Genomic DNA, 17,483 nt, shown 5'->3' on the forward strand with positions numbered 1-17,483 from the left:
TCGGTGTATAATATAGTAATGCGCAATTCGTGCACATACTTTAACATTTGCTGCAGCCTCTCCATGTTTACAGTAATACTTTGGAGAAATGCAAATTTCATATTTCCTGCATTTTTATGGCTGCTTCAGCCAGTACCCGTTCTATGGCCGATATGTCCGCCGGCTTTGACAGATGTCTGTCAAAGCCGGATTCCCTTGAAAGTTTCAAATCATCCGGCCCTGCATATCCCGAAAGAGCCACTAGGTACATTTTTTTAAGCTTAAAGTCTTTGCGCATGGTCTTAGCCACTTCGTATCCGTTCATACCCGGAAGCCCTATGTCGCATATGACTGCATCCGGCATGAATTCACGGGCCTTTTTGATACCATCATACCCGCTGTGGGCACAGATTGTTTTGTGTCCCAAAAACCCCACAAGATCGCACAATATTTCAGCCAGGTCTTTATTGTCATCTATAATCAGAACCTTGCATACCTTTCTTGATTTAACCTTTTCTTCCATTTGTTTTCCCCCTTCAATTCCCATGCCATTCTTTTTATCAACACACCCCGTACATACTACTATTTTAGCAACTTGTTCTCTGTGTTTTTGTCGATTTATGAAGACGAGACCAATAATTTGTCATTTTAAATTATATCTGAATGTTTAGCTTTTGTTATAGTATAATGGTAAAAATCAATCTGAATTAATCCTTTGATAATCCTCAGCGTTTATTCGCAAATGCATAGACATGGCTAAAAATATAATCCGACTTCAGAATTAGATACAAAAAGAGGTTTTGACCTGGTCAAAACCTCTTTTCTTCCGTTCCGTAAACACTCATGCTGAATTCCTCCAGCAGTCTTCGGCACTCCATCAGCTTATCCTGGGATTTTTTTCCAAGCGATGCGCCAAAAAAATCCCTGACGGCTATTTTTTCAAGCCACGCTTCAAGCTTTATGAACTCATCCTCATTTTCTTCAAGCTCGGCGAAGGTAAAGTTCTTCTTCTGAGTTTCTTTATTTATTTCATCAAAAAAATCATCGCACTTTTCCAAAAGCTCCCTGTACTCCTCATTGCGGGCGCAGTTGAACGTTTCCTTTATTTCTTCGGTGCTTAGATGCTCCATGAATTCAGCCTTTATGATGTAGGCGGTTCCGTTGTTTTCTTCTATTTCCTTAGAAATTTCTCTGAATACATCAAGGCTTCCTTCATTCTGAGGTAGAACCCACATAGACTGCCCTATACTGACTGAGCCGTACTTTTTTAACTTTCTCCAGACGCTGACTCTTGCCCTTGAAGGTTCCTTAGGCAGAGTAAAATTAAGCATGAGCCATTCCATCAGCTAGTCCTCCGACTTAAATCCCGAAAGGGAAAGGTTCTTTATTCCGAGAAAGGAATCAAGGTCTATAACTACATCACTGTCTGTCGGAAGGGATACCTGTCTTGACAAAAATACATTTATTCCTTCGATTTCAGCCTTTATGTAATTTTCCTCTACCTTGGGCTTTTTTGCCAATACTTCCGGCACCTGAACAAACGCGCACTCGCAGTTGGTCCTGTACTCGGGATACTCTATGACTAAATTGATTTTTCCTTTTTTGTGCAGGTAGCTTGCAGCTGACTTTGTAATTTTAACTGCTTCAGAAACTTCTCTTGCCATTTAACGCTCCTATCGCCTTATGTTTTATTACATCTATTTTATCATAAGTGCAATAAAATATCAAATCCTGCCATCGGTTTGTCATCGGGGACGGTTCTTTCTGTACAGCCGCTATTCCACCAGGCTTGCATAGGTCTTGATGTTGCTTATTCCTGAAGGTGTAAGATCCTCATACACTTCGTCAATTATCAGAGAAGCTGTACCGTTATTGTAATATTTGACCGTACACTTCAGCAGCACCAGATAACAGGAATCTATTATGCTTTCCTGTCCCACGTTTCCGCCGGGCCATCTGAAGCTGCCGCTTTTACCGTTTTTTTCTGTAACAGGTATGTTATTTCCATTAAACATCTCATCATTTGAAAGGCTTAACAGGTATACCTGAGCTCCGTCTTTGCATATATCTTCGACCTCGCCTTTTATGTTTGACATCTTTCCGTTTCCATGAACGGCACCAACCAGCGGATCGAATTCATAAACCGCTGTCCTTGTATTGAGGCGCTCCTTGTTTCCCTTGCCTTCATTGTCCCAGATTACAACTTCGCCGCCTTTTGTGTACCTGTCAAAGTTCATGAAAGGCAGCACACCGCCGTCAAACCCCATTTTTTGTGCTACAGCCCTGGCTGATACTGTGGTATCAGCAAATCCGAGGATTTTTGCAAAGGAGTATGACAGCTTCCTTGTACATACAACTTCAATAGTTTTCTTGACTGTATCAGCCTTCACGTATACAGTACCCATGTTAAAATTTGCCTCTGACAGCATCTTGGAATCTTCAAGCTTGTCATCATTTTCCTTGGCATACCTCACTGCAGTTTCTTCCGCAGCTGACTTTCCTGATGAAATTTTCATGGCACCTGCCAATGCAGCAGCATCTGCATCATTTTGCAGCTTTGACTTTGTTGCAGCAACCAATCCCACATCAACAGCCAATGCAGCCACTCCAATCAAGACAGTCATCAACAAAGCCGCCAGCACAAGAACCTGTCCGCTTTCACCAGTAATGAATCTTTTTAATTTTTTCATTTAAAGCCCCCCAGCTTTAAAATTTGTATTTTGCAAAGAGTTAAATTATAGTCTCCTTTCTTGTTTTTTTATTCTATGGCCACAGAAAACAAAAAGGCTGCAAAATAATAACTTATTTTGCAGCCGAACCGTCATAGCTGTCGCCTTAGACTTCTAAGCTTTGCGCCGCTAATTTTCATTAGCTTTGCCCTATTGTATGTATGGTAAAATTTACTATTTAATTATAGCACAGTTGAAGGAAGATGGAAACTCTTTTTTCTCACCTTTAGCACCTCTTTGCTCTCTTAAAACAATTCTTACCGTCCCTTTTCGCCATATACAAAGCCTTATCGGCATGATCAATAAGCGTTCTGATTTCAAGTGACTCTTCCAATAGTTCATCTGTATAAATCCCTATGGAGACAGTTACAATGTTGTAGTGCTGTCTGTTCTCATGAATGATGTTGAGATTTTCAATTTTTTTGCGTATACTATCGCAAAGCATGTCCCCTTTTTCTATGCTCAGGTTAGGGATAATCGCAACAAACTCCTCTCCTCCATATCTTCCCGGACATCCGCCGGCCAGCTGGACCTCACGTTGAAATGTCGTTCCTACCTGCACAATTACCTCATCACCTTTCAAATGTCCGTAAAAATCATTGTATAACTTGAAATCATCTATATCAATCATGATAACAGTCAGAGAATCCTCTTTACGCCTGAGTTTTTTTACCTGCTGTATAACATAATTTTCATAATAAGCTCTGGTGTACAGCCCGGTTGCATCGTCCTTATACACGATTTTTTTTATCTCTTTTCTGTAATGAAGGTGAAAGCTCAGAAATATTATGAATAAAGTAACTGTCGGAATAACCAGCAGCAAAAACAATACAAAAATCACCTTGTTCTTGTAGTCATAAAATCCGTCTGAATATACATCAACACCCAGCAGGCCCACGTACGTACCTTCCTTAGTATAAATGGGTACCATCCCTGAAATTTGATCGCCCCATTCATCATGGTTGATAAAATAACCGCTTTTCATTTCATCATATAAGACAGCAGTGTCCATGTCTACATGGGTATACCGGTTTTTATCCGAGTAGTACAGAGGATCACTTTCAGCCTCTTTCTGTTCCTTTTCATTTACAATGACATCCAAGAGCCATATCCAGTCCAGGATTGTCCCGGCAGGCATTTCATAGAACTCGCTGTCTGTATTTGTTACACGATATTTGACCTTGTCTGAATCCAACCTTCTTATTACATAGGCATATTTGACATCCTGACTTAACTGAATCGTCTTAAAAAGATAGCTCAACTCCTGGTTGTTTGCATTTTGAAGGAGTTTGTCAAAGGTTATTCCTTCAAGGCTCTCAAGCTGCTCATCAGTTAAAGTCAGTCCGTTTGCTGCAACCTTTGCAAGATTCAAGGTGCTTTCTCCCATGATTTCAAAATAGTGATCTGATATCCACCCGGAAACCATGAATATTGCCAGTGCCCCAGCCATCATGTAAATTACTGCAGCTATAAGTATGTAATAGTGAAAAACCCTTTTCAAGCTAACACTTCTTTCTGTCTTAAAATTTAAAAAAATTTAACAAATGTACATATTAAGTTTTTCAACTTTATTTAACTTTACAACAGCTTAATTTTACCATATAATCGAAAATCATATCGTGTCATATGCTACGTTTTGGAGGCTTGAATTGAAATATATTAAATTGATAAAGCATACTTTCATCGGAAGTCAGCTGAATGATGATGAAATACATACAGCTCTGCACAATTGCAGCTTCAGCATCACACATTTCAACAAAGGAGAAGTACTGCACATTGAAGGAGACGATTGTTTGTATCTGGAAATACTTTTGACCGGCAGTATAGTCAATATGAAAATTGACCAGAACGGAAATGAACTTATGGTTAATAATTTTGAATACAACGATATGATTGGAGGGAACATTTTATTCGGCAGTTTCCCTAAATACCCGTTTAACTTTATTGCTAAAACAAACGGGTCCTTGCTTCAAATCAAAAAACATTATTTATTTAGCCTATTTATAAAAAAACCAGATATTCTAAAACAATTCTTAACGATTGTTTCAGACCGGGCTGCCAATATCGTCAGGAAAGTGAACCATGTTGAACATAAGCAGCTGAGAGACCTGATAATGGAGTACCTGAATTCCCAAAGCAATCTTCAGAATTCAGCTACAATTGCCTTACAGATTTCAAAAAGAGAACTGGCTGACCGATTCGGTGTGCAGCGCACATCTGTGTCAAGGGAGTTCTCAAGAATGAAAAAAGATGGATTGATCATGATACACAGCGATAACAAAACTATTGAAATATTAAAACAGTTGTCATAGGGGACGATTCTACTTGTCAAGAAGAACCGTCCCCTATGGTTTTCTATGGTTCTATATATATGGTTTTATGTCCAGTACGGGAGTGCCGTCCAGCATGTCTACTCCAGTGAATTCCAGCTTATTGCCGTCAACCTTCGTAAACCTTACAACGGACATGCCTATTTTGTTGGGTCTGTGGGGCGATCTTGTTGAGTACACACCTTTGTTGCTGCGCTTTTTCGATATGAGCGACTCTCTGTCTGATCTGTGAAAATAAAAAAGAACTACAGCTTGGGTGCCTTCCCTTATATCCTTGATTCCTTCCATGTATTCATCCAGCATTTCAATGGTGCCGAATACATTGTTGTCGTAACAGGCTGCCTTGGCATGTCAGCATCGTCCTTGTAGGGTGTTCTTATATAACCTATGGGTTTCATAGTTATTTCCATTGGTGCCTCCTGATTAAACAGTATTATAATTCATTCTTTATATATTGACGTCAATATACTTTAAAATCGTCGTGTTTCTGCCTTCTTCCTTGGCTTTGTACAGTTCCCTGTCAGCTGTATCCATAATTGCTGAAACACTGCCCATGAAAGATGCCTTGCCTGCAATTCCGCCTATGCTGATAGTTACTGCTTTTCTTTGTCCTTTTGATATGTAGTAAAGCCCAAGCTTTTCAACTTCATGCCTTATTGAATTTCCAAGTTTCAAAGACTGTTCATAAGTTAAGGACTTTGCAAAATATACAAATTCCTCGCCCCCGTACCTTCCGAAGGTGTCTCTTCCTTCCTTCTGTATGTTCCTTATGCAGCCCGCCACTTCCTTAAGGCAGCTGTCACCTTTTGAATGTCCCCAGAAATCATTGTAACTTTTGAAATGATCTATGTCGATCATAAAAACGACCATGGTATCATCGTTTTGTCTTGCTTCCTCCAGGATATTGTTCAGGCAGAAATTTATGCACCTTCTGTTGGGAATACCGGTAAGATAATCCTCATAAGCCCTTTTCTCCAGCGTTTCATTTGCCTTTCTGATTTTTTCCAATTCCCTGTTTCTCAGCGATATTTCTTCTTCCAGCCTGTTTTTGAGTTTCTCGAATCTTTCATTTTCTTTGATATGTTTCAGTTCTACATTAAGTATCTCAAGTTTGTTTCCTAAGTTTGATGCTGTTATCTCTTCATTTATATTAAAGAATTTTTTGTAGTATTCCAGCGAAGATTTATAATCTCCCTTATTCTCATACTTTTCAGACATGCACCTGTAGACCATGCACATTTTTTTCTTGGCGTTTATCTGTTCGGCATAGGACATGGCCTTTTCACAGTATCGGAAGGCTTCTTTGTCTTCCTTGTCGGAAAGCATCTCTGATATGTTCATGAGCACATCAATGGTATAGTACTTGTTGTTTACTGACTCCAGTTTGTTTAAAGCACTGAAGTAGTATTCTTCTGCCCTGGCGAAGTCTTTAACTGTAAAATATATTTTCCCCAGCCTGCTTTCGGTATCCCCCAAAATCACCAGATCCTTTTCTTCAATCAGTATGTCATGGCTTCGGGAATAATAATCAAGGGACTCCTCATACTTTTTTTCTTTGAAGTATATTTCACCAATATTTCCAAGTATGGATGCCTTGTTCATGCTGAAATTATTTTTTTCACAGATTCTAAGCGCTTCGAAAAAGTATTCGAGGGCCTTGTCATTTCGTGAGGATTCCCTGTATATTTCTCCTATATTGTTCAACACGCAGCTAAGCATGAAATCATTACCCTGCTGTTCAGATAAATCTGAAACCTCTAAGAAATATTTAAGCGCCTCCTCGTACATTGTGCTGTAAAAGTATGCTATGCCCGCAAGGTTCAAAGACTTTATCTTTCCGTTTACATCATTTGTTTCCTCGAAAATTTCCAGTGCTCTCAGAGAAAAGTCAAGCATCTGATTTATTTCTGATTTTGCTCTGCAGGCAAATGCCATGCCCACAAGCGAATACCCTTCCTCTGTCCTAAGGCTGTTTTCTTTGGATTTTTTGTATGCTTCGCTGCTTAATTCGTAGGACTTGTACGGTCTTACCGCAGCCAGGCTCTTGGACATCTCAAGCAGATTGTAGATTTCTTTTGTTTTTGTATTTTCCATGTTTGCACCTGTAAGTTTTTGTTCAGTTATCAGCAGCTGTAATTGAAGAATGCTATGAACATATAATTGTCTATAGAAATTATAACATTTGTTTCTATTTATTTCCATAATATAATTTTAAACATTCAACCTTACGCACAGCATTCATTGCCTTTTATAAAAAGCAATGATTCTCACACATCGGCTTTTGCGAAATGCACACAAAAAAGAGACTGGTCTCTTCTAATCCAGTCTCCTCAACAATCCCATGTAAGCCGTAAGCTGCTTCTCATCTTCTACCTTTCTTCCAGAGTTGTAGAATGTAATGTTTCCGCTTCCTTCTCCCTGCAGATTCAATCCCTCAAGGATTTTCTTTAGATTTTTGACGGTTCCCTGATTGCCGTCTATGATGTCCACTCCCTCAGGCAGCAGGCTTTTTATCATGTTCCTGTAAAACGTAAAGTGGGTGCATCCCAGCACAACCGTATCGCAGCTGTTTAAATCATATTTCGAAAACTGCCTCTTAAGATATGGCATTGCTGTTTCTTCTGAAAAATCAAACCTTTCAGAGAATGTTACCAGTTCCTGAAGGGATAATAAATCCACGATGTGCTCGTTGTCCAGCTTGTCTATGAGGTTTTGAAGCTTTTCTTCCTTCAGTGTAAGGTCTGTGGCAGTAACAATGACTCTTTTGCTTGCATCCCTGTTTTTTTCCACAGCCGGCTTTACGGCAGGCTCCATTCCTATTATGGGGATGCTGTACCTTGTTCGAAGGTCCCTGATTGCAACGCTGGTTGCAGTGTTGCATGCGATGACGATGGCCTTCACTCCCTGACTTACTATAAAATCAACTGCATCGAATACAAAATGCCTCACTTCTTCCTTTGTCTTCTTGCCGTAGGGGACATTGTCCGTGTCCGCATAATATATATAATCTACATTGGGCATCATCTTCACTGCATCATGCAGAACTGTGATTCCTCCGATGCCCGAATCAAAAAATCCAATTTTCATGTGCTCCTCCCGGCCTGCATCGTCTTACTTCATCTATACAATATGCTCCTGCAGGCAGTTTTACTACTATATTTTATTTCCGGTTTATAAAAATGTCAACACCGTAAAGAAAATCACCTGCTTTAGACAAGAAACCCCAAAAATGATTTTGCCAATCCGAGGAAAAGGAAAAATCCGAACACATCCGTGGCAGTTGTGAGAAAAATGGCTGAAGCCAGTGCAGGGTCAATCCCCGCCACCTTCAACAATAGAGGTATCAAAAAGCCAAAGAATCCTGCTATGACTAAATTTCCTATCATTGCAGCAAAAATAATAAGTCCTAGATATGGATTCCCATATTTCAAATACAATATGAGTCCGGTTACAATTCCTGTGGCAGCACCGTTCACTATTCCCAGTGCAATTTCTTTAAAAACCAGTTTCCAGTTCTTTTTAAGTTCAACCTCTCCCAAAGCGATGCTTCTTATTACCACAGAAAGCGTCTGGGTTCCGGCATTGCCACCCATTCCCGCAACAATCGGCATGGCCGCCGCAAGAGCTACCACCTGGACTATCACATCTTCAAATAAACCTACGGTAAAGGATGCCATGAACGCTGTGGCAAGGTTAATAAACAGCCAGGGAAGCCTCTTCCTGATGGAGGTACCAAGCGTGCTGTCAACCCTTTCTTCGGAGCTGACACCGCCCATGTGCAGAATGTCTTCCGTCTGCTCCTCCACGATGACATCAATGATATCGTCCACCGTTACAATGCCCAGCAGTGCCCTTTTATTGTTGACTACCGGAATGGCTTTCAGGTCATACTTTGAAACAAGCCGCGCAACCTCTTCCTGGTCCTCATCCGGGTGAACCGAAATCAGATTTTCATCCATTATATCATAGAGATTTTGTTCCTCCGGTGCGGTAAGGATGTCTCTTAAATCTGCAGTTCCGACCAATTCCTTTTTTTCGTTCAGCACAAATATGGTCTCTATGACCTCGGTCTTCGGACCGATCTGCTTTACTTTCATAAGGGCTTCCAGAGCAGTCAGGTCCCCTCGCAGGGCAATATACTCCGTAGTCATGATACCTCCGGCACTTTTTTCGTCGTATCCCAGCAACTCCTCCAGCTTTATGGTATCACTTTGTTTCATCATTTTCAGCAGGTCTTTTCTCATCCTTATGGGAAGGTTGCCTAAAATGTCAGCCTTGTCATCATTGGACATGAACGAGAACAGCTTTATTACAGCTTCAAAATTCAGAAGCATCAAAAATCTTGTCTGAAAGCTTTCATTTGCCTGCTCCAGGAACTCTGCCATTTGCTCATCTTCAGACATATCATGAAACCTCAGCAGTTCTTCGTCCTCTAAGGAATCCAGCAAGATGGCGACGTCAACCGGATGCATTTCATCGATGAAGTCTTTGAATTCCTTCTTATCATTGCTTGTTATAACCGTCAGCAGTTTTTCTGTATCTTCCATTTCATTCACCTCTCTGTAGTTTTTTACACCCAGCGAAAAATATTCCCGAAGAGTGTGCAGCAAAATAATACTTCCCGCATATCAGTCAGGAAGCAAAGTGTGCTGTTGGTTTAAATCATATAACTGTTGGTTAGCTGGGAACAGTAAAGGCAAATCCATGATGAATCACAGAGAAGTATAATCAGAAAAGAAGACAGATATTATGACAAGTCAAAATTAAATATGTACAAAGAAAAACGGACTTGCAAAAGAAATCTGCTTTTTATTTCCATATAAGTGCTGTTGCCTTTACTGCTGCGCTTACTGCCGTCAGCATCCATTTTTCTCACCTCGCAATTAAAAATACTGTATCATGATATTCCTAAAAAGAAGCTTTGTCAACATAAATATTGCTGAATAAATGCATATCAATGAGTTGAAAATCAAAAAGGAACGGTTCACGATGGTTAGGACGGCCGTCCGGAATAGCAGTGGAAAAAACTGAGATTATGTGGTAAAATAACATGAATCATTTATGGAAAGAAGGATGTGTAATGGCTGTAGATAAACAATATGCATCAGATGTTGAAGCAATAATGTCTCACAGATATGATAACGGAGCAGACCTTTGGACTACTCCTGACAAAAGGCTGTTAAAGGGAGCGCCTTTCTCTTTTTTGGAGAGTGTCCTTTTACTTCTGGAACTGGGAACGGAACCTGATGACCCGCTGCTTGGGGAAGCTGCCAACTTGATTTTCAGCACCTGGCGTGAAGACGGACGCTTCAAGCTGTCCCCGCAAGGTGCCATTTACCCTTGCCAAACCATCCATGCTGCCGATGTGCTGTGCCGCATGGGATATGCATCCAATGTGAGACTTCAGAAAACCTTCGAGCATCTTCTGAATACACAGCACACCGACGGAGGCTGGCGCTGCAGCAAGTTCAGTTTTGGCAGGGGGCCGGAAACAGAATTTTCAAATCCTTTTCCGACGCTTACTGCCCTGAATGCGTTCCGCTTCAGCAGTTATTTCAACAAGGAACCGCGGCTTGACAAGGCTGTGGATTTTTTGCTGGAACACTGGACCACCAGGAAACCTCTTGGCCCATGTCACTATGGTATCGGAACATTGTTCATGCAGGTGGAATATCCCTTCCGTAACTACAATCTTTTTGTTTACGTCTACGTTCTATCGTTTTATGAACGTGCAAAATATGATGTGAGGTTTTTGGAAGCCCTTGAGACACTGAAGTCCAGGCTGGTCAACGGACAGATTGTCGTTGAGCGGGTTGTGCCAAAGCTGGCAGGTTTATCTTTCTGCAAAAAAGGCAGACCAAGTGCCCTGGCAACAACACGATATAACGAAATTATCAACAACCTAGGCAAGCAATAACAATGTAATTATAATTGGCATGTTTTAACATGCTCAATTTGACGACAAAGTATCCTTCGACTATGTCATTCTGAAGGCGCAGCCCTAAGAATCTCATCATTTCAACACGAGGAGATCCTTCGCTAACGCTCAGGATGACAGAATCAAAGTTTATCTACATTCTGTGGCATGTTTTAACATGCCTTTTTAGCTTTTAACTTTGGATACAGGTATCCAGATTTCACTTCTAAACCTTGGATTGCTAGTATCCTTATTCTCATTCCACAAAATTTCAGGTCCCTCTGCTGCTTCGTATCCTGCTGACGGGAACCATTCAGAGTATATTCTTCCCCATATGTCCTGAAGTGTTTCCGGAAATGGTCCGACGGATTCAAATACTGCCCAGGTCCCTGCCCCAACGTTCAATTCTTCATACTTCGTTGGTTCATTGGTTGATGTTGCTGCTCCTATATAATGATCCAGTTCTCCCGATTCTTCCATTCTTCCTTCAGAGAAGTTAGTCGAAGCACTGATAATCCCTGACGGTTCTATATTCGAAAGCGCTTTTAATTCCTTAATCACTTCCGGGGTCAACAATTCATACATTTTAGCAATCTCTGGATTAACACCTTTAAAGATAACTGGCACCCTTTTTTTAAATCCTACCAATTTAAATGATTCTTTTTCAACAATGCGATAATTCATTTCACATCCTCCTTTTATTGATAATTGGAAGGTCATTCTTGGATACGCTTTTACCTGCTGATTCTCATCTCTCGCTTCTGAAGGCAGAATCCCATGTATTGATTGAAAAGCCCGCGAAAACGAATCAGCGGATTCATAACCGTACTTTACGGCAATATCAATTATCCGCAAATCGCTGTCTTTCAAATCCATCGCTGCCAGTGTGAGCCTTCTTCTTCTAATGTATTCATATAACCCGATACCTGCCAGGAAAGAAAACATTCGTTTAAAATGATACTCTGAACAACATGCAATCTTAGACACTTTTGCATAATCTATGCTGTCTTCCAGATGTTGTTCAATGTATGATAATGCCTTGTTCATACTGCTTATAGAATCCATAATACAACCTCCCTTCATCAGCCATATTATCAAAGGACGCAAATCATCGCCCGACAATTTTAGTACAAATTTAACGGTACTGCTTAATTGGTCTGAAGTGACCATCTGCCAGCCGGAAAAGTGCCATATTAACTATTTTTGGCCCTGACGAATTCAATGGCTTCCTTGCCGGTCATGTGCTCAATGTCAATGGCTGCGATATATGAATGGGTACATCCGTTAATTTCCTTATGTTTGGATTCTTCGGGCTGGTCGCTTGAATATTTCTCAACCAAGGCTCTAAAAGCTTCCAGACGCTCATCACCTTCCACGATCCTGGCTTTGCCGAAAACAATAACGCTGCGAAAATAAGTGGTATACTCCTTGCTCACTATGGTATCTTCATCGATTACCGCAAAAGACACCTTTGGATTCTTAATTACAGCATCGATTTTATGCCCAGCCCTTGCTGAATGGAAATAGATTTTGCCGTTGAAATAAACGTAGCTGATCGGAACTGCATAGGGATAATCATCATCACCCAGGCACGCCAACACCCCGTTTGTGCATCTGTTCAGCACGGCTGTGGTGTCTTCCGTTGACAGCAGCTGCTTTATTCTTCTCATTTCTCTAAACATTGCTTTTTCCTCACTCTCTTTTTTCCTGCTCCAAAGCTAAGCTTTCTGAGTTTTACACTGATTATATCATTGCAGATTCTAACAGTAAAGAATAAGGCTTCCCATTTATGCAAAAAGGAGCTGTTGCATTTAAGTATATCATCCTGAGCGCTAGCGAAGAATCTCATTTAATGAAATGATGAGATTCTGCAGTTTCGCACACAAATTTATTTGTTCGCATGCGCTCACATAAATTTGGTGCTCATTGCCAATGACCTACCGCTATTTTTCAGAAAGAACCTGAAAATAGGGTTAGGGCATCTTCGGGCTAAACCCTCAGAATGACACGAAATTAATCGCTAATGCAACAGTCCCTTCTGCCGTGCAGTCATGCAGTTATATCAGGTCATTAAGCAAGGCTATTTTTGTGGTTGTATCCCCTGCTTCATAGTATTTGTGCGCCTGGATTATATCTGAAAAATTGAACTCGGTTTTATCCCTGTAGATTGTCAAATTACCTGCCTCTATCATTTTTTTCATCTCATTTAATATGTTGCCGATTTCGGTTCTGTCTGTTTTTGTTATGACAGGCAGAATCATGAATATGGTCTTCAGCGTCAGGGATTTGTGATGTATCAGGGTCAAATCCAATAAAGCCCTGGAGTTTGTTGTCAGCACAAGTCCTTCAACCTTTGCGGCCTTGAAGCTGTTTATAAGGTTATTTCCGCCGAATGTATCAAAAACCACATCAAAGCCCTTTCCATCCGTATACTTGCTTACATAATCTTCCACATCAGTGGTTTTATGATTAATAATGTAGTCAGCTCCAAGATGCTCTGCTATTTCTGCCTTTTCGTCGTTTGAAACAGTGGCATAGACTTCAGCGTCCAGCATTTTTGCAAACTGAACAGCCATGTGCCCAACGCCGCCTGCCGCCCCATGAATCAGCACCTTGTCACCCGGTTTTATGCGGGAGTTTTCCATAATAGCCCTGTATGCCGAAATTCCAACCAAAGGGAATAATGCTGCAGTTTTGAAATCTACATTGACCGGTTTTTTGCATAAAAGATCTTCATCTGCCAGAACATATTCAGCAAGCGCCCCGCTTTCATCTGCCATACCGCCGATAAATCCGTATACTTCATCTCCGGGTCTTAACACTTCAACGTTTTCCCCTACCTTGACAACAATTCCTGAAACATCAGAATTTAACACTGCAGGAAAAGGCGGTGCGAACTCCGGTAAAAGTCCTGATCGAAGCTTTATTTCAAATGGGTTGAGGCTGCTCGCCATTACCCTCACCAGCACATATCCGGGTTTTACTTCAGGTTTTGGTATATCCTCCATCTCAAATACTTCAGGTCCGCCGAACTTATTAATTACCATAGCTTTCATAGCATCACTCCTTTTTTAATATTATATAATCTTATACCCAAAATATATTAATCTAACTAAAAAATTAATTTAATATTTGCTGTTCATCACCTTTGACCTCAAAAAAAGCGACGGTTCTGCCGCCAGTTGCCGGCAAACCGTCTTTATTTTTATCAATCATTTCTGTTTCTCGGATTCATTTTTGAGAGTCTAGAATAAACAAGGATGCATCCTGCTTCATGAATATTTTGCTTCCTGAATAGAATGTTTTTGATTGAAATTCTTTGTATCCCGACTTAGACATTAGGTCCATAAGCTCATCCCGGTCAAATCCGTTATGGACCATATCTGAAACTACATTTTCGTTTTTATTAAAATCTACGATTATTAAATGTCCTCCTTCATTAAGAACATCATAGAGCCTTGACAAGATTTGCTCCACGTCATCTATATGAAGCAGAACCTGCGCCATAAAGATGTAATCTGCTTTTATATCCAGGGAACCTTCTTTTTCAAAGTCGAAACATAATGCAGCCGCATTTTGGATATTTAAGTCAGCAATCTTTTTTCTTATCTGCTCAATCATGTTTGAAGACGAGTCCACAAAAAGCACGGAATTGAAATCATTCAGCAGATTCATTCCCACAAGACCTGTTCCGCACCCAAAATCAACAGCATTCTTATGTTTTGCACCTACCAGGTACTCACGGATCGCATCAGCCGTTACCCTGGCAATCTGGATTCTGTCATCAGTGTCATATGCATTTGCCATTCTGTCAAAAATATCTGTATTTCCCATAATAATTCTCCTATCTGTTGTCATCGGGGACGGTTCTCTCTGGCAGTTTAAACTTTTATAATGCCGCGAAATCCTCTTGAAGCATAGTAGCTTTCTGCACCATTGTGGTAAATAAAAACAGTGTCATAGCGACAGTCACCGAAGATGGCACCGCCTAGTTTTCTGATGTTATAGGGCGTCTTCAGCCAGCTGGAAGTCTTAGTGTCGAAATGCCCAAGCTCCTGCAGCGCACGGTATTGTTCTTCCGTTAAGAGTTCAATGCCCATGGCTTCAGCCATATCAGCAGCGCTGCTACGAGGCTTATTTTCTTTCCTTGACTCCAGCGCTTCACGGTCGTAACAGATGCTGCGGCGTCCCATTGGGCTTTCCGCCGAACAATCACAGAATATGTATTCGCCTGTCGTTTTGTCATAACCGATGACATCAGGTTCGCCTCCGGTGTTTTCCATCTCATTGACAATCCAGAGTTTATGAGACCTCAGTTCCAGTCTTGCTTGTACATGGGTCCATTCAATGGCTTTGTGGCGATTCATGTTTTTCTCAAAACGTGATTTCAATATCCCGAGCAATTCTTCACTTTTTTCGTGTGACAGCTTCCTTTTTTCATTTTCCATGCCAACCTCCGCATAATTAAACACGCAGCCAAAATGGCGGTTTGCAAATGACCGCGTAGAACCGTCCCCACTGACATGTTATTCCGTGAATCCTCTTTCTGCCATTTGACCGGTCTTCACGAATTTCGCCATGCCTGTCTTAAGACGTCTGAAACCCAATTTCTCATAGAAGGCTTCTTTGCCCACATTGGCATACAATATGAAATTGCATCCGGATAATTTATCAGTTATGTTTTCCATTATTGTTCTGCCTATTCCCTTTCCCTGATATTCCGGCAGTATGGCAACATCATAAATAGCAGCCTGCTTCACGCCGTCCGAAATCGCCCTAGCTACCCCTATCATATTTTCGTCATCAAAAACAAAGACTGTTATCTGACTTCCCAGAAAAGCTCTTTTGCAGATTTCCGGTTCAGTGGTGCTTAAACCTGCTGTCGTCAAAATGGAGCTCACCAGTTCCCAATTAATATTTTCCGTATCGTGTACAACTTTTATATTCATATATGCCTCCAAAACATCCGATTCCACAAGGGAGGGTTCTCCCGTCCAACTCATTTTATTTTTTTAGTCGCTTATATGTCTTAGTTTTAATATTATAACATACATTTTTCCAATTTAACATAAGAATAACCTTACTCAGTCCTCTATAAATTTTTAAAAAAACTCTTGACAAATTGTCTGCTGCGGCATATATTTTAACTAAGTTAAATATTTTGAACTTAGTTAAAATATATGGAGGCTCTATGAAACTAACAAAGAAAGAACGTACCCAGCACGAAATCATTCAGTCTGCGAAAAAAATCGTTCACGATGAGGGATATGAAGCTGTTACAGCCCGACATTTGGCTGAAGTAACAGGCTACTCCCACACAAATCTTTATTATTACTTCAGGGATCTCAACGCTCTTTTCTGGGTACTTCGACTTGATATGATTGAAGATATGATTGTTGAACTTACAGCTGTGTCCTATACTAAACATGATCCTGTGGAAGAAATCCTTGAGGCTTTTTTATGCTATGCCGACTATTTTTTCAAACATCCCAATGTGTTTCGTTTCTTCTATTTCTGCACGTTTGTTCAGCCGGCGGGAGACGACGGATATCAAAAGCTTGAGGAGAAATTCAGAGGCATTTGGCAGCATTCCTTCTCCAGGTTGATGAAGGAAGGAGTTATACAGCCTAAAGACATAGAGATCGTATCTAAAACAATCATTTACGCCTTGCAGGGAATGATCATGCTGAGCTTTTCGTCCAATGGAACCTCAGTACAAGAAGACATCAAGGGAGAGCTTTCGAAACTTATCAATTACTTACTGAATAAGAATCAGGATTATATTTAGGAGGGTTATTATATGAATCAAGTTTTAAAAATTAGCTTCAAGCCGCTTTACCGCGTTGCATGGTATTTAGCTCTAGTGATGCTTATTCTAATTCCAACTCAAATTATTATTTATGTGATTGCGCCGCCGCCCGATACGGTTAAAGGATTCTTTGAACTCTATCAGCAAAATCCGTTTTTAGGATTGCTTAGTCTGGATTTTATTTACCTGTTTAACAACATGATAATTGTTGTGATCTATTTAGCTCTTTTTATGCTCTTGTATGAGGAAAAACCCGTTACGGTTCTTTTAGCATTGATACTGGGTTTGATTGGTATTGCCTGTTATTATCCATCTAATCCCGCATTTGAAATGCTTACTTTAAGCAGTCAATATTTTCAGGCACAGCCTGAGCAGCTGAACATTTACCTGGCGGCCGGCGAAGCGTTGATGGCAGGCTATACGGGCACTATTTTTGATGTTTACTATGTATTGAGCACCATATGCCTGCTGCTGTTTTCCTATGCCATCATAAAAAGCCACAGGTTCAAAAGGTCGGTTGGTCTTTGGGGATTATTATCCGGATTTTTCATGATTGTTCCTTCTTCAGCAGGAGTTATAGGCATGGTATTTTCTTTATTATCCCTAGCACCCTGGGTTGTATTTATTGCGCTTCTGATGACCAGTTTCAAAAAATTCGCCGCTGAAACTGCATAACAAAATGACAATGGGGACGGTTTGAAGTCTATTTCAAACCGTCC

General features: G+C 40.6%; 20 protein-coding genes and 1 riboswitch. Of the genes, 4 read left to right on the top strand and 16 right to left on the bottom strand.

The window, feature by feature from the left end; translation table 11 throughout:
- Window positions 1-97 precede the first annotated feature (97 nt).
- The 5 genes from AAGU76_RS08260 to AAGU76_RS08280 form a co-directional block, all read right to left on the bottom strand.
- Window positions 98-502, bottom strand: a complete 405-nt coding sequence (locus AAGU76_RS08260) for a response regulator (protein ID WP_342485001.1) — start codon at window positions 500-502, stop codon at window positions 98-100.
- A 286-nt stretch (window positions 503-788) separates the two neighbouring features.
- Window positions 789-1,322 carry a Chromate resistance protein ChrB gene (locus AAGU76_RS08265; protein WP_342485002.1) on the bottom strand — a complete coding sequence of 178 codons (534 nt, stop codon included), beginning with the start codon at window positions 1,320-1,322 and terminating at the stop codon, window positions 789-791.
- Window positions 1,323-1,325: 3 nt separating this feature from the next.
- The gene (locus AAGU76_RS08270) at window positions 1,326-1,643 is read right to left on the bottom strand and encodes a CC/Se motif family (seleno)protein (RefSeq protein WP_342485003.1); all 318 of its coding nucleotides are present in this window, start codon (window positions 1,641-1,643) and stop codon (window positions 1,326-1,328) included.
- A gap of 111 nt (window positions 1,644-1,754) precedes the next feature.
- The gene (locus tag AAGU76_RS08275) at window positions 1,755-2,669 is read right to left on the bottom strand and encodes a pilus assembly protein TadG-related protein (RefSeq protein ID WP_342485004.1); all 915 of its coding nucleotides are present in this window, start codon (window positions 2,667-2,669) and stop codon (window positions 1,755-1,757) included.
- A gap of 115 nt (window positions 2,670-2,784) precedes the next feature.
- A riboswitch (cyclic di-GMP riboswitch) is annotated at window positions 2,785-2,868 on the bottom strand.
- A 66-nt stretch (window positions 2,869-2,934) separates the two neighbouring features.
- The gene (locus AAGU76_RS08280) at window positions 2,935-4,209 is read right to left on the bottom strand and encodes a GGDEF domain-containing protein (RefSeq protein ID WP_342485005.1); all 1,275 of its coding nucleotides are present in this window, start codon (window positions 4,207-4,209) and stop codon (window positions 2,935-2,937) included.
- 148 nt (window positions 4,210-4,357) lie between these two features.
- Between AAGU76_RS08280 and AAGU76_RS08285 the strand changes: the two genes are divergently transcribed.
- On the top strand, window positions 4,358-5,020 hold the full coding sequence (locus AAGU76_RS08285) for a Crp/Fnr family transcriptional regulator (RefSeq protein ID WP_342485006.1): 663 nt from the start codon (window positions 4,358-4,360) through the stop codon (window positions 5,018-5,020).
- Window positions 5,021-5,071: 51 nt separating this feature from the next.
- Here the strand turns inward: AAGU76_RS08285 and AAGU76_RS08290 are convergent, their stop codons facing one another.
- From AAGU76_RS08290 to mgtE, 5 genes are all read right to left on the bottom strand, one after another.
- A complete protein-coding gene (locus AAGU76_RS08290) occupies window positions 5,072-5,326 on the bottom strand; it encodes a TrmO family methyltransferase (protein WP_342485007.1) in 255 nt (84 codons plus the stop codon).
- Window positions 5,305-5,448: a hypothetical protein gene (locus AAGU76_RS08295; protein WP_342485008.1), complete on the bottom strand. Its 144-nt coding sequence runs from the start codon at window positions 5,446-5,448 to the stop codon at window positions 5,305-5,307. The genes AAGU76_RS08290 and AAGU76_RS08295 overlap by 22 nt, the downstream gene beginning before the upstream one ends.
- A 37-nt stretch (window positions 5,449-5,485) precedes the next feature.
- Complete coding sequence (locus tag AAGU76_RS08300) at window positions 5,486-7,132, bottom strand: tetratricopeptide repeat-containing diguanylate cyclase (RefSeq protein WP_342485009.1); 1,647 nt, start codon at window positions 7,130-7,132, stop codon at window positions 5,486-5,488.
- Window positions 7,133-7,354: 222 nt separating this feature from the next.
- A complete protein-coding gene (gene murI / locus AAGU76_RS08305) occupies window positions 7,355-8,125 on the bottom strand; it encodes a glutamate racemase (protein ID WP_342485010.1) in 771 nt (256 codons plus the stop codon).
- Window positions 8,126-8,247: 122 nt separating this feature from the next.
- Entirely contained in the window at window positions 8,248-9,585 is a 1,338-nt protein-coding gene (gene mgtE, locus AAGU76_RS08310) for a magnesium transporter (RefSeq protein ID WP_342485011.1), read from the bottom strand.
- A gap of 533 nt (window positions 9,586-10,118) precedes the next feature.
- Here mgtE and AAGU76_RS08315 point away from each other — a divergent pair.
- The gene (locus tag AAGU76_RS08315) at window positions 10,119-10,955 is read left to right on the top strand and encodes a prenyltransferase (RefSeq protein WP_342485012.1); all 837 of its coding nucleotides are present in this window, start codon (window positions 10,119-10,121) and stop codon (window positions 10,953-10,955) included.
- A 186-nt stretch (window positions 10,956-11,141) separates the two neighbouring features.
- Here the strand turns inward: AAGU76_RS08315 and AAGU76_RS08320 are convergent, their stop codons facing one another.
- The 6 genes from AAGU76_RS08320 to AAGU76_RS08345 form a co-directional block, all read right to left on the bottom strand.
- A complete protein-coding gene (locus AAGU76_RS08320) occupies window positions 11,142-12,020 on the bottom strand; it encodes an AraC family transcriptional regulator (RefSeq protein ID WP_342485013.1) in 879 nt (292 codons plus the stop codon).
- A 128-nt stretch (window positions 12,021-12,148) separates the two neighbouring features.
- The gene (locus AAGU76_RS08325) at window positions 12,149-12,637 is read right to left on the bottom strand and encodes a pyridoxamine 5'-phosphate oxidase family protein (protein WP_342485014.1); all 489 of its coding nucleotides are present in this window, start codon (window positions 12,635-12,637) and stop codon (window positions 12,149-12,151) included.
- 375 nt (window positions 12,638-13,012) lie between these two features.
- The gene (locus tag AAGU76_RS08330; RefSeq protein ID WP_342485015.1) at window positions 13,013-14,011 is read right to left on the bottom strand and encodes a zinc-dependent alcohol dehydrogenase family protein; all 999 of its coding nucleotides are present in this window, start codon (window positions 14,009-14,011) and stop codon (window positions 13,013-13,015) included.
- Window positions 14,012-14,186: 175 nt separating this feature from the next.
- Window positions 14,187-14,789 carry a class I SAM-dependent methyltransferase gene (locus AAGU76_RS08335; protein ID WP_342485016.1) on the bottom strand — a complete coding sequence of 201 codons (603 nt, stop codon included), beginning with the start codon at window positions 14,787-14,789 and terminating at the stop codon, window positions 14,187-14,189.
- 47 nt (window positions 14,790-14,836) lie between these two features.
- Entirely contained in the window at window positions 14,837-15,403 is a 567-nt protein-coding gene (locus tag AAGU76_RS08340) for a DUF4256 domain-containing protein (RefSeq protein WP_342485706.1), read from the bottom strand.
- A 78-nt stretch (window positions 15,404-15,481) separates the two neighbouring features.
- Window positions 15,482-15,904, bottom strand: coding sequence for a GNAT family N-acetyltransferase (locus AAGU76_RS08345; protein ID WP_342485017.1), 423 nt, complete (start codon window positions 15,902-15,904; stop codon window positions 15,482-15,484).
- A 242-nt stretch (window positions 15,905-16,146) separates the two neighbouring features.
- Here AAGU76_RS08345 and AAGU76_RS08350 point away from each other — a divergent pair, with 242 nt between their 5' ends.
- Together AAGU76_RS08350 and AAGU76_RS08355 are read left to right on the top strand one after the other, a co-directional pair.
- Complete coding sequence (locus AAGU76_RS08350; RefSeq protein ID WP_342485018.1) at window positions 16,147-16,743, top strand: TetR/AcrR family transcriptional regulator; 597 nt, start codon at window positions 16,147-16,149, stop codon at window positions 16,741-16,743.
- Window positions 16,744-16,755: 12 nt separating this feature from the next.
- Window positions 16,756-17,439: a DUF4386 family protein gene (locus tag AAGU76_RS08355; RefSeq protein ID WP_342485019.1), complete on the top strand. Its 684-nt coding sequence runs from the start codon at window positions 16,756-16,758 to the stop codon at window positions 17,437-17,439.
- The last annotated feature ends 44 nt before the right edge of the window (window positions 17,440-17,483 follow it).

The organism is Sedimentibacter sp. (assembly GCF_038562225.1).
Classification (GTDB): domain Bacteria; phylum Bacillota; class Clostridia; order Tissierellales; family Sedimentibacteraceae; genus Sedimentibacter.

Coding starts and splice junctions, on each gene's coding strand:
- mgtE (WP_342485011.1), bottom strand. CDS start 9,585: ATGGAAGATACAGAAAAACTGCTGACGGTTATAACAAGCAATGATAAG.
- murI (WP_342485010.1), bottom strand. CDS start 8,125: ATGAAAATTGGATTTTTTGATTCGGGCATCGGAGGAATCACAGTTCTG.
- AAGU76_RS08270 (WP_342485003.1), bottom strand. CDS start 1,643: ATGGCAAGAGAAGTTTCTGAAGCAGTTAAAATTACAAAGTCAGCTGCA.
- AAGU76_RS08340 (WP_342485706.1), bottom strand. CDS start 15,403: ATGGAAAATGAAAAAAGGAAGCTGTCACACGAAAAAAGTGAAGAATTG.
- AAGU76_RS08325 (WP_342485014.1), bottom strand. CDS start 12,637: ATGTTTAGAGAAATGAGAAGAATAAAGCAGCTGCTGTCAACGGAAGAC.
- AAGU76_RS08345 (WP_342485017.1), bottom strand. CDS start 15,904: ATGAATATAAAAGTTGTACACGATACGGAAAATATTAATTGGGAACTG.
- AAGU76_RS08315 (WP_342485012.1), top strand. CDS start 10,119: ATGGCTGTAGATAAACAATATGCATCAGATGTTGAAGCAATAATGTCT.
- AAGU76_RS08295 (WP_342485008.1), bottom strand. CDS start 5,448: ATGGAAATAACTATGAAACCCATAGGTTATATAAGAACACCCTACAAG.
- AAGU76_RS08265 (WP_342485002.1), bottom strand. CDS start 1,322: ATGGAATGGCTCATGCTTAATTTTACTCTGCCTAAGGAACCTTCAAGG.
- AAGU76_RS08355 (WP_342485019.1), top strand. CDS start 16,756: ATGAATCAAGTTTTAAAAATTAGCTTCAAGCCGCTTTACCGCGTTGCA.
- AAGU76_RS08335 (WP_342485016.1), bottom strand. CDS start 14,789: ATGGGAAATACAGATATTTTTGACAGAATGGCAAATGCATATGACACT.
- AAGU76_RS08290 (WP_342485007.1), bottom strand. CDS start 5,326: ATGGAAGGAATCAAGGATATAAGGGAAGGCACCCAAGCTGTAGTTCTT.
- AAGU76_RS08350 (WP_342485018.1), top strand. CDS start 16,147: ATGAAACTAACAAAGAAAGAACGTACCCAGCACGAAATCATTCAGTCT.
- AAGU76_RS08260 (WP_342485001.1), bottom strand. CDS start 502: ATGGAAGAAAAGGTTAAATCAAGAAAGGTATGCAAGGTTCTGATTATA.
- AAGU76_RS08330 (WP_342485015.1), bottom strand. CDS start 14,011: ATGAAAGCTATGGTAATTAATAAGTTCGGCGGACCTGAAGTATTTGAG.
- AAGU76_RS08275 (WP_342485004.1), bottom strand. CDS start 2,669: ATGAAAAAATTAAAAAGATTCATTACTGGTGAAAGCGGACAGGTTCTT.
- AAGU76_RS08300 (WP_342485009.1), bottom strand. CDS start 7,132: ATGGAAAATACAAAAACAAAAGAAATCTACAATCTGCTTGAGATGTCC.
- AAGU76_RS08320 (WP_342485013.1), bottom strand. CDS start 12,020: ATGGATTCTATAAGCAGTATGAACAAGGCATTATCATACATTGAACAA.